Raw genomic sequence first — 10,516 nt, forward strand, 5'->3', positions numbered from 1 at the left:
GGCCGACTACTCGCCGTTGTAGGCGGCTTCCAAGGCAGCGATGTCGAGCTTCGTCATGGTGAGCATCGCCTGCATCGCGCGCCCCGCCTTGGCCGGGTCCGGGTCGGAGAGCAGCTCACCCAGACGCGGCGGCACAATCTGCCAGGACACGCCGAACTTGTCGGTGAGCCAGCCACACCGGCCCGGCGCTCCCCCGTCGGCGGTGAGCGCGCCCCACAGGCGGTCGATGTCTGCTTGCGTCGGAGCGCTCACCGAGAGCGAGACGGCCTCGCTGAACGCGGGCGCCGGCGCACCGTTGATCGCCTGCATCGACAGGCCGTCGAGCTCGAACTCGACGGCGAGTGCCGTGCCGGCCGGCATCGGGCCGCCCTCGCCGTAGCGCGACACATTCAGGATGCGCGCATTCGCGAAGAGCGCGACGTAGAAGTTGGCGGCGTCCTCGGCCTGGCTGTCGAACCACAGGCACGGTTTGATCGAGTTCATAGCTCTTCACCTCGGTGTGATGGCCCTGCGTGCAGGGCTGGCGCTGACAGCCCCGCAGGAACGGTCACAGGACCGTTAAACAGGCTACGCCGCCCCGCTCGGCCGCGCAGAAGATTCTGCGAGCCATGCGGGGCGGCGTATGCCGGGTGGGCGGATGCCGCTTAGTACCAGCCCTGCGATTCCGAGGTGTCCCAGGCGCCGCACGGGGTGCCGTAGCGCCCAGAGATGTAGCCGAGGCCCCAGGTGATCTGGGTCGCCGGGTTCGTCTGCCAGTCAGCGCCAGCTGAGGCCATCTTGCTGCCGGGGAGCGCCTGCGGAATGCCGGCGGCACCGCTCGAGGCGTTGTAGGCGTTGATGTTCCAGCCGGACTCCTTGTTCCAGAGGGCGACGAGGCAGCCGAACTGATCCTCGCCCCAGCCGTACTGAGACGCCATCAGGTCGCGTGCGATCGCCTGGGCGCCGCTCGGGTCAGACGGCGCGGAGGGCCGGGAGCCGCCCGAGTTCGACGAGCTGGACTCCTGCGCGGCGGCCTCGGCGTCGGCCTGAGCCTGTGCTGCGGCGGCAGCGGCAGCGGCGGCCGCCTCTGCGGCAGCCTGCTGCTCTGCAGCGACGCGGTCGACCTCGGCAGTCGCCGCCTGAACGCCGGCGCTCTTGCCCTTGGTGGTGTCCACGAGTTTGAACACGCGGCTGGGAGTCAGCAGCTCAAAGTTGGAGAGGGCGGCAACGGAGGAGGCGAGGTCGCCGGCATCCGTCTTGCCTGCGGCGGCGGCGATCACGAGGTTGGCCTCATCGATCGTGGCGGACGCGGTGCTCGCGGCGTTCGCGTTGGCAACCGTGGAGTACGCGGCCAGCTGGTCGGCGGCGAATCCGGTCGCGGCGGTCATCGTGGCCGAGGCGGCGTCGCGCTCGTTCTGCGCGACGACCGACGTCTGCACCACGAAGCCTGTGCCGGCCATGGCGCCGACGGCGACGACTGCTCCCGCGAGGAGGAGGAGCTTCTTGCGGCCCCGGCGACGGTTCCGAAGCTGGGAGCGGGTGACCCCGGCATCGAGCGCGGGCTGGTCTGGGCTATTCGTTGATGAGTTTGAGTTCAGCATGTCTTTCACAGGGGCGAACCACTCGCGATCGTGCAAAGAGCGGCTCTTGATCGACGTCCCAGGCAGGGCCCCGGGCGAAGTTGCCAGTATGCACACGCACCCTGCACGAGTCATCCTCATCATCTGGGAATGTCCTCCGAATGATTTTCGGAGATTTTGCCGCCTTCGATGCCCTGCGCGGCCCCGCCTCCGTGCACTGTGCCCGCCCGCTATTCTGGCCAGATGACTCGCCTCGCCGCGCACGCGATCGCCAGCGCACGATCCGAAAAAGCAGCCTTGACCGGCACTTTGGCTGCGCACGCTTCTCCCCTGCGCCTCGCTGTCATGCCCCGGCCGGCCGCAGCCACCCGACTCCGAACCGAAATCGGCTCGACGGGCCGCCCACCCGCACCCCGCATCATCGGATCCCGAGGGGCTGCGCGCGGAATTGATGAAACCTTGAGGTGCGACCGATCGGTACACGCCCATACTGCCCATCGGCGGCCGGCGGGCGCCCGATGAGCCCGCACAATCTCCGGCACCGCGTGCTCGACGCCATTCAGCTGATTCCGGCCGCCGCGCAGGGCTGGGCGCTCATCCGCACGATGCCGAGGCTGCCGGATGCCGGCGGGCCCCAGCAGGGTGTCGTTGCAGCCGCCGCGGGGCCGGCGCTCGCACCGCTCCGCCTCCGGGTGATCGGTGAATCGACCGCGGCGGGCGTTGGTGCGCCGACTCAGGACGTGGCGCTCAGTGGACGCCTCGCCAATGCGCTGGCCGCCCGCACGGGGCGGGGCGTGCACTGGCAGGTTGTCGGGCAGAATGGCGCGACCATCCGTCGCATCCGCCACCGCCTGCTGCCCGCGGTGCACGGCTCCGATCCTGGCGCGTTCGCCGCCGACGTCGCCGTGATCGCCGCCGGGGCCAACGACGTGATCGGCGGGCGCAGCACCGCCGAATGGGAGGAACAGCTGCGCGCCCTGATCAGCGGCCTGCGGCACGCGGGTGCTGGCCCTGCGACCCTCGTCGTTCTCACCGGCGTTCCCCCGTTCTCGCGGTTCCCCGCCCTGCGCAGCCCGCTCCGCCCCTACCTCGCACGCCGGGCGCAGCGCATCGACGCCCGTTCCGCCCTGGTCTGCGGTGAGCTGGGTGTGCTCTTCATCCCCTTCAGCAAGCGGGAGATGGAGCTCGGCGCGGACTTCTTCGCCGAGGATCGCTTCCATCCATCGGCCACGGGCTACGCGCTCTGGGCGGAGTACCTGGCCGAGCGAATCGCCGCGGGGCTCGCGGAGACGATCAGCGGGCAGCCCCACCCGTAGCAGCAGCACCGGGCGGGCGGATGCCGGCTGGCTGCAGCCGCAGCCGGAACAGCCGCACCGCCCGCCCCGACTCACGCTCGTAGCCGCGGTAGCCCGGCCACTGGGCCTCGATCAGCCGCCACGCGGCCTCGCGCTCCTCCCCGCGGAGGAGTTCGGCGCGAACGGGCATCCGGCGCCCGCGCACCGTGATGGCGGCATCCGGGTGCGCGAGCAGGTTGTAGCTCCACGCGGGATGCTTGTCGCGGGCGAAGCTCGTGCCCGCGACGAGCGCGCTCCCCCGGCCGTCTGGTGTGTACATCAGCTCGGTGTCGCGCACCGCGCCGGACTTCGCGCCGACGGTGTGCAGCACGAGTGACGGCACGAGCAGGCCGCTCAGCTGCACACGCCCGCCGCTCAGCCGGGTGACGACCCGCTCCAGCACGGGCAGCACCGTGGGCGCTGCCCACCGAAACACCCGCGTGTGGGTGAGCGGTGCGACGACACCGCGGACGATCTGCACAACGGAAGCCATGCAGGCATTCTGCCCGGCGGCGGCTCCGAGCGGAAGGCTCGTGGCATGGACGCCGCCCTGCCGCCCTGCCGCCCTGTCGCCGCCCGGCCGGTCAGCAGCCCGGATCTGATGGACGTGCGACGCAGCTGCCGGCGACGAGCACCGTCGTGGCCGACTTCACCGAGACCGGAGTGGCGGAGGCCGCGAGGCGGATGGTGCCGGAGATGGGCCGCCAGCCTCCCCCACCGAATCGATACTCGGCCGAGAGCTCGACCGCGACGCGCGCCGAGAAGTCTCCCCGGGTCGTGTAGATGTGGCTGGTGGCGGTCTCGCTGAATGCGGCGGCGCCCCAGCTGCTTCCACCGCTGGCGCTGTACCCGGTCGCACCGTCGCCGTAGTCCCAGGCGAAGCCAACCGGTGTGAACCGCACCTCGGCGGGGAACCCCAACAGGCTCCCGGCGATGACCTCGACGGATGCCGTCGCGACAAAGTTCGTCGGAAGCCCCCGCACCGCCCAGCCATCCGGTTCCATTGTGAGCTGGGGCGCCGCGGCCCGGAACGAGGCGATGTCGCTCCAGGTGACTATGAGCTCCGGGTCGCAGATGTCCGGGGCGCCGGTGCACCCCGGCGGCAGGCCGTTGTCGTTGTTCGGAGTCTCGTCCGAGCCCAGATCGGGTGGCTGCGGCGGCTGCGGCGGTTCGGCGACTCCGCCGCCGTCGCTCTCGCCGCCGGCTCCCCCGCCGGAGACATTCTCACCCTGCCCGATAAGGTCTACGCCGTCGGGCGTGAGGCCTGCGTCGACAGCCGGTGGACAGCTGCCTTCAATCTGCTCGGCCACGGAACAAGCTGCCCATGCCACCGGCCCTGCAAGCCCCGTCGCCAGAATCAACCCAAGGGCAGATCCAACGCTGATCAGCAGAAGTCGCGACCGCCCCATACCTCGCTCCTGTCAACAAGAAGGTCTCCCGGCGCTTCTGGATCCGCGACCACTGAAATCACTAGGGGCAGCCGGTTTTGCCGGTCGAGAATGGGCTCCAGTTCTCCGGAGCCGCTGACCACGCTCACCTCGGTTATGTCCTGGCAGACGTATACCTGGATCAGTACTGTTCCATCAGCACGAATGTCGTGTCTCAGCAACGACAGAGAGTCAAACTCGGCTCCGCCGCTCGTCCGAAAGCCTTTCTGGACGAGTCGTTCGAAGGCGGGTGAGATTTCTGCAAAATAGCGCGGCGTGACAAGCGACTTGATCCCATCGAGATTGCCGTCGCCTTGGGCGGTGATCGCGTCACTCGCAGCAAGGTACGCCGCATACGCCTCCTCCGCTGCGGCGAGCGCCTCCTCGTCTGTGGCGAAGAGGGGCGCAGCGGCATCCGTCGTCACGATCGGGGTTGGAGCAGGTTTGGGGGAAGGCAACGGGCCAGCGGCACACCCGGCGAGCGCCACCGCGGCGAGCGCGCACGCAACAAGGAGCAGTGGCAGGGGCGCACTCCCGGTTCGCATGCGAACACCGTAGGGCAAAGCGGCCGGGCCCCGTCAAAGTTATCCACAGACACGAATGGCGGGGCCCCGGCTCAGCCGGGACCCCGCCAGTCAGGCGTTCCGTCTCTACACGTTCGAGGGCAGGTTGCGCCCGTCCACGATCACCTTGATGACATCGGTCTTCGGGTGAGCCAGGTAGCGGTCAGCGCTGTCGTCGAGTTCCTGCAGCCACGGGGTGTGGTGCACAGCGCCCATGGTGCCGGTCATCACCGACGGGTAGACGGCATCCCTGTACGTCAGGATGTTCTCCTGCTTGTCCTTCTTCCATTCCAGGAAGATGCGCACGACCTCGTCGAGGTCGAACATCGGGTAGTCGCTCTGCTCAATCAGGTCACGAATGTAGTCGGCCTGGAACTGCACCTCTTCCGCGGCGCTCTCGAGCGCGTGGAAGCGGGCGAGCCAGCGGTCGATGTCGGCGCGCTGTGCCGCGGCATCCGGCAGCGTCGCGTCGCCGAGGATCACGTCACGCACGTACCACGCCTGCGCGTCGAACATGTTGAAGGTGAACCACTGGTCCTGGGCGCCCAGGTAGAACAGCTTGTTGTTGGCCTCACTGACCACGCCGCGGTAGAGCGTGTCCGGGTACACGTTGTTCGGCGAGTCCAGCGAGAGATCGCTGGGCAGGTAGGGGTAATGGTGCAGGTACCCGGTACACAGGATGACGGCATCGAAGTGCTTCGAGGTTCCGTCGATGAAGTGGGCCACCGAGCCGTCGAAACGCTCGAGCAGCGGTACCTCGGTCATGTCTTCTGGCCAGTCGAAGCCCATCGGACGCGAGCGGTAGCTCAGCGTCACCGAGCGGGCGCCCATCTTGTATGCCTGCACGCCGATGTCCTCGGCGGAGTAGCTGGCGCCGATCAGCAGCACGTCCTTGTCGGCGAGGCTCTCTGCCCCACGGAAGTCGTGTGCGTGGCGGAGCGTACCGGGGAACGTCTCGATGCCGGCGAACTCTGGAACGTTGGGGAACGAGAAGTGGCCGGAGCCGACGATGACGTGGTCGAACTCGCTGCTCTCGGTGGTGCGGGCGACCAGATCCTCGACGGTGACGGTGAACGTCTCGGTCTCGGCGTTGTACTGCACCCAGCGCACGGCGGTGGAGAAGCGAACGTGCTTCTTCACATCGCTCTTCTCGGCGCGGCCGTTGATGTAGTCCCAGAGCACGGCGCGCGGCGGGTAGGAGCTGATCGGGCGGCCGAAGTGCTCGTCGAAGGTGTACTCGGCGAACTCGAGGGCCTCCTTCGGCCCGTTCGACCAGAGGTTGCGGTACATGCTGGAGTGCACGGGCTCACCGTGGGCGTCGATGCCGGTGCGCCAGTTGAAGTTCCACTGGCCACCCCAGTCGTCCTGCTTCTCGAAGCAGACGACCTCGGGGATCTCCCGCCCCTGCTCCCGTGCTGATTCGAATGCCCTCAGCTGGGCCATGCCGCTGGGTCCTGCTCCGATGATTGCGATGCGCTTCTGCAAATGTTCCTCTCCGGCCTGGTGGCCTTCGCCAGTCCTTGCCAATTCGAGCTGTCACGGGCAGAAATTGGGCAGGCTGGACGGCCTGCTCCCCGTGAGTTGTTGGTCACCAGTGGCCAGTCGCAGAATGTGTGCAACACCATTGCCGTATGGGATGACCGCGAGGTATACGCGGCCCAACATTTCGACCCTATCATCGGGCGTTTTGCCGACCCTGTGTACGCACACAGGCTGAGCCGATACCCGCGCGCGGCGTTTGCGCACCTGCCCTTCATTTGGCACACTGGGGAGGTCTTGTTGCCGATGGCAAGGGTAGGGACATGAGGACATTCGAGGGTTTCGCGCCGCACCCCGCGCGCTGACAATCGTCGATTCGCCGTCCTCGGCTCCGGTTTCAGCGCGTCCGCTGAACACTCTGGAGTCTGTATGTCTACGAACCACCTCTCATCTGGCACCCCGTCATCCGTCACCCTGAACAACGTGTCGTTCAGCTGGCCCGATGGCACCCTCGCCCTCTCCGCACTGAGCGGCAGCTTCGGCACAGGCCGCACCGGCCTCGTCGGCGGCAACGGCGCGGGCAAGTCCACACTGCTGCGCCTGATCGCCCGGCAGCTCAGCCCGAGCACGGGCCAGATCGCCGCGCCCGCCGACATCGGCTACCTGCCGCAGAACCTGGCACTGGATGCCGGGGCCACCGTGGCCGGGCTCCTCGGCGTCGCCGACAAGCTGGCGGCGCTCCGGGCCATCGAATCCGGTGACGTCGCCGAGGTGCACTTCGAGGTGCTCGGCGACGACTGGGATCTGGAGACGCGCGCCGACGAGGCCCTGCGGGCGATCGGGCTGTCCGCGGCCGATCTGGGGCGCAGCGTCACCGAGCTCTCCGGCGGCGAGGCCATTCTGGTCGCGATCACCGGCCTCCGCCTGCGGCACGCCGCGGTGACCCTGCTCGACGAGCCGAGCAACAACCTCGACCGCGGCGCCCGGGCGAGGCTGCGCACCCTGCTGGCCTCCTGGCCGGGCACGCTGCTCGTGGTCAGCCACGACACCGCGCTGCTCGAGGTGATGCAGACGACGGCCGAACTGCACGCCGGCACGCTGGCTGTCTTCGGCGGCCCGTACAGCGCCTGGCGCGAGAACCAGGATGTGCTCCAGGCCGCCGCCGCCCAGTCCGTGCGCTCGGCCGAGCAACGACTGAAGGCCGAGAAGCGGCAGCGAGTCGAGGCAGAGGGCACCCTGGCCCGGCGTGCACACATCGCTCAGAAGAGCTACGACAACCGCAGCGCCGCCAAGATCGTGATGCACCAGAAGGCGTCCAACGCCCAGGTGTCAGCCGGCAAGCTGCGCAGCGGGGGCGACGACCGGGTGCATGAGGCGCAGACCGCGCTGGATGCCGCCGCGACCCGCCTCCGCAGCGAGGAGAGCATCCACCTCGAGCTGCCGGACCCCGGCGTCCCGGCCGGCAAGGGCATCGCCGAACTCCGGGACGGAGCAAGCGGCGGCACGATTTACCTGCACGGGCCGGAGCGGGTGGCGCTCGTCGGTGCGAACGGCGTCGGCAAGTCCACGCTGCTCGAGACCCTGCTGGGCGGCGGGCCGGCGGATGCCGGGCGCGCCGGCGGCCGCCTGCTGACCGAGCGCGTCGGCTACCTCAGCCAGCGACTCGACGGCCTCGACCCCGACGCCAGCGCCGTCGAGAACGTGCGGGCCGCCGCGCCCAGCACACCGGTCGGGGTCATCCGCAACCGGCTGGCCCGCCTGCTGCTGCGCGGCGACAGCGTGACCCGGCCCGTTGCCACCCTCTCCGGAGGCGAGCGGTTCCGCGTGGCGCTGGCCCGCCTGCTCTTCGCCGAGCCGCCTGCGCAGCTGCTGGTGCTGGACGAGCCGACGAACAACCTCGACCTGCCGACTGTCGACCAGCTCGTCGCGGCGCTGCGGAGCTACCGCGGCGCGCTGCTGATCGTCAGTCACAACGACGCCTTCCTGGCCCGCCTGGGCCTCGACCGGGTGCTGGAGCTCGGCGCGGATGGCTCGTTCAGTGACCTCGGGTAGCCCCGGAGCTGGCGCCGTCTAGCCGCGCGGCGCCCGCGGCACCGTCGGGCGCACCAGCGCGTGGCTGTCGCGCACCAGCTGCTCAACGAGGGAGTCGTCGAGGGTGCCGTCGAGCAGGAGCGTCACCCAGTGCTTCTTGTTCAGGTGATAGCCGGGTGTGATGTGGCTCGGGTGCTCCTCGCGGAGCGCCCGGCCCTCCTCCGGGTCGACCTTGACCGAGAGGGTGAGCGGCACGGCATCCAGAACACCCAACGCGAAGATCTTTCCGTTGCCGCTGGTCTTGAACACCGTCGTCTTCTCGCCGAACGGGTACGTCTCGATGGCCTGGGGCAGGCCGAGGCAGAGGGTGGCGAGCTCATCGGGGGTCATGGGGACCAGTTTAGGGAGCGCCGCAGACACCACGACACGCCCTCGACGCATGCCCGGCTCCTGCGCATTTGCCCCGATAGTGTGGATTCGGGCATGATTGTGCGAACTGTGGCGCCCGAGCGACTACCGTTGAGGGTATGACGTCTTCTGACACCACTCTGCCCGGCGAGGCCGAAACCGCCGCCCCCACCCTTACTTTTTCCGAGCTCGGGCTCGATGACCTCGTTCTCAAGGCCCTGAAAGACGTCGGCTACGAGACCCCGTCCGCCATCCAGGCCGCCACGATCCCGCCGCTTCTCGAAGGCCGCGACGTTCTCGGCACCGCCCAGACCGGCACCGGCAAGACCGCCGCGTTCGCGCTGCCCATCCTCTCCCGCCTCGATGTCTCGCAGAAGACCCCGCAGGCCCTCGTGCTCGCCCCGACCCGCGAGCTCGCCCTGCAGGTCTGCGAGGCGTTCGAGAAGTACGCCGCACACCTCAAGGGTGTTCACGTTCTTCCGATCTACGGCGGCCAGGGCTACGGCGTCCAGCTCTCCGCCCTCCGTCGCGGCGTGCACATCGTCGTCGGCACGCCCGGTCGCATCATGGACCACCTCGCCAAGGGCACCCTCGACCTCTCCGAGCTGAAGTTCCTCGTGCTCGACGAGGCCGACGAGATGCTCAAGATGGGCTTCGCCGAGGACGTCGAGACGATTCTCGCCGACACCCCCGACGAGAAGCAGGTCGCACTCTTCTCGGCCACCATGCCGGCCGGCATCCGCCGCATCTCGGGCAAGTACCTCAAGGACCCCGAGGTCATCACGGTCAAGACCAAGACCACGACCTCCGCGAACATCACGCAGCGCTACCTGATGGTCGCGTACCCGCAGAAGGTCGACGCGCTCACCCGCATCCTCGAGGTCGAGAACTTCGAGGGCATGATCGTCTTCACCCGCACCAAGAACGAGACCGAGACGCTCGCCGAGAAGCTGCGCGCCCGCGGCTATTCCGCCGCCGCGATCAACGGCGACGTCGCCCAGGTGCAGCGCGAGCGCACCGTCAACCAGCTCAAGTCGGGCAAGCTCGACATCCTGGTGGCCACGGATGTCGCAGCGCGCGGCCTCGACGTCGAGCGCATCAGCCACGTCGTCAACTACGACCTGCCCATCGACACCGAGTCCTACGTGCACCGCATCGGCCGCACCGGCCGCGCCGGCCGCAGCGGCCAGGCGATCAGCTTCGTCACCCCGCGCGAGCGCCGCATGCTCACCTCGATTGAGAAGGCCACGCGCCAGGAGATCACCCAGATGCAGCTGCCGAGCGTTGACGACGTCAACGTGACGCGTCTGGCCCGCTTCGACAGCGCCATCACCGAGGCGCTCAGCCAGGGCGACCGCATCGCGGAGTTCCGCGACATCGTCAACCACTACATCAAGCACCACGATGTGCCGGAGGCCGATGTGGCCGCGGCCCTCGCCCTCGTCGCCCAGGGCGACACCCCGCTGCTGCTCTCGCCGGAGGAGGCGCGTGCCCAGCGCTTCGACCGCGAGGACCGCTTCGACCGGGGCTCGCGCGACGAGCGCAGCCGCGACGACCGCTACTCGCGTGATGACCGCGGTGGCAGCCGCGATCGCAGCGACCGCCCCGAGCGCCCGGAGCGCCGCCCGCGCAGCAACGAGGGCCTCTCGACGTACCGCATCGCCGTCGGCAAGCGCCACAAGGTCGAGCCGCGCCAGATCGTCGGCGCTCTCGCC

The 10,516-nt window shown here is 68.9% G+C and carries 10 protein-coding genes; 3 read left to right on the forward strand and 7 right to left on the reverse strand.

Annotated features, from left to right (window positions below; translation table 11 throughout):
• Positions 1–6: 6 nt before the first annotated feature.
• Both GY24_RS16095 and GY24_RS16100 read right to left on the reverse strand, forming a co-directional pair.
• Positions 7–483, reverse strand: coding sequence for a VOC family protein (locus GY24_RS16095; RefSeq protein WP_104477507.1), 477 nt, complete (start codon positions 481–483; stop codon positions 7–9).
• 161 nt (positions 484–644) lie between these two features.
• Positions 645–1,580: an aggregation-promoting factor C-terminal-like domain-containing protein gene (locus GY24_RS16100; protein ID WP_193953631.1), complete on the reverse strand. Its 936-nt coding sequence runs from the start codon at positions 1,578–1,580 to the stop codon at positions 645–647.
• Between the two features lie 497 nt (positions 1,581–2,077).
• On the opposite strand from GY24_RS16100, the gene GY24_RS16105 reads away from it, so the two are divergent.
• Positions 2,078–2,875, forward strand: coding sequence for an SGNH/GDSL hydrolase family protein (locus GY24_RS16105; RefSeq protein ID WP_104477509.1), 798 nt, complete (start codon positions 2,078–2,080; stop codon positions 2,873–2,875).
• Here the strand turns inward: GY24_RS16105 and GY24_RS16110 are convergent.
• The 4 genes from GY24_RS16110 to GY24_RS16125 form a co-directional block, all read right to left on the reverse strand.
• On the reverse strand, positions 2,853–3,386 hold the full coding sequence (locus GY24_RS16110; RefSeq protein WP_104477511.1) for a nitroreductase family deazaflavin-dependent oxidoreductase: 534 nt from the start codon (positions 3,384–3,386) through the stop codon (positions 2,853–2,855). The genes GY24_RS16105 and GY24_RS16110 overlap by 23 nt on opposite strands.
• A gap of 91 nt (positions 3,387–3,477) precedes the next feature.
• Positions 3,478–4,203 (reverse strand): hypothetical protein, encoded by a 726-nt coding sequence (locus GY24_RS16115; protein ID WP_104477513.1) that lies wholly within the window; start codon positions 4,201–4,203, stop codon positions 3,478–3,480.
• A gap of 74 nt (positions 4,204–4,277) precedes the next feature.
• Positions 4,278–4,745 carry a hypothetical protein gene (locus GY24_RS16120; protein WP_104477515.1) on the reverse strand — a complete coding sequence of 156 codons (468 nt, stop codon included), beginning with the start codon at positions 4,743–4,745 and terminating at the stop codon, positions 4,278–4,280.
• Between the two features lie 225 nt (positions 4,746–4,970).
• The gene (locus GY24_RS16125) at positions 4,971–6,368 is read right to left on the reverse strand and encodes an NAD(P)-binding domain-containing protein (RefSeq protein ID WP_104477517.1); all 1,398 of its coding nucleotides are present in this window, start codon (positions 6,366–6,368) and stop codon (positions 4,971–4,973) included.
• Positions 6,369–6,791: 423 nt separating this feature from the next.
• Between GY24_RS16125 and GY24_RS16130 the strand changes: the two genes are divergently transcribed.
• A complete protein-coding gene (locus tag GY24_RS16130) occupies positions 6,792–8,414 on the forward strand; it encodes an ABC-F family ATP-binding cassette domain-containing protein (RefSeq protein ID WP_104477519.1) in 1,623 nt (540 codons plus the stop codon).
• Positions 8,415–8,432: 18 nt separating this feature from the next.
• On the opposite strand, the gene GY24_RS16135 is transcribed toward GY24_RS16130, so the two are convergent.
• A complete protein-coding gene (locus tag GY24_RS16135; protein WP_104477521.1) occupies positions 8,433–8,783 on the reverse strand; it encodes an MmcQ/YjbR family DNA-binding protein in 351 nt (116 codons plus the stop codon).
• Between the two features lie 137 nt (positions 8,784–8,920).
• On the opposite strand from GY24_RS16135, the gene GY24_RS16140 reads away from it, so the two are divergent.
• A partial coding sequence (locus GY24_RS16140; RefSeq protein ID WP_104477523.1) for a DEAD/DEAH box helicase occupies positions 8,921–10,516 on the forward strand: 1,596 nt, incomplete at its 3' end.

It is taken from the genome of Microterricola pindariensis, from assembly GCF_002936985.1.
Lineage (GTDB): Bacteria > Actinomycetota > Actinomycetes > Actinomycetales > Microbacteriaceae > Microterricola > Microterricola pindariensis.

What these genes read in the sequence shown, in the direction of transcription:
- GY24_RS16110 (WP_104477511.1), bottom strand. Translation starts at nt 3,386, where the DNA reads ATGGCTTCCGTTGTGCAGATCGTCCGCGGTGTCGTCGCACCGCTCACC.
- GY24_RS16135 (WP_104477521.1), bottom strand. Translation starts at nt 8,783, where the DNA reads ATGACCCCCGATGAGCTCGCCACCCTCTGCCTCGGCCTGCCCCAGGCC.
- GY24_RS16100 (WP_193953631.1), bottom strand. Translation starts at nt 1,580, where the DNA reads ATGCTGAACTCAAACTCATCAACGAATAGCCCAGACCAGCCCGCGCTC.
- GY24_RS16105 (WP_104477509.1), top strand. Translation starts at nt 2,078, where the DNA reads ATGAGCCCGCACAATCTCCGGCACCGCGTGCTCGACGCCATTCAGCTG.
- GY24_RS16130 (WP_104477519.1), top strand. Translation starts at nt 6,792, where the DNA reads ATGTCTACGAACCACCTCTCATCTGGCACCCCGTCATCCGTCACCCTG.
- GY24_RS16095 (WP_104477507.1), bottom strand. Translation starts at nt 483, where the DNA reads ATGAACTCGATCAAACCGTGCCTGTGGTTCGACAGCCAGGCCGAGGAC.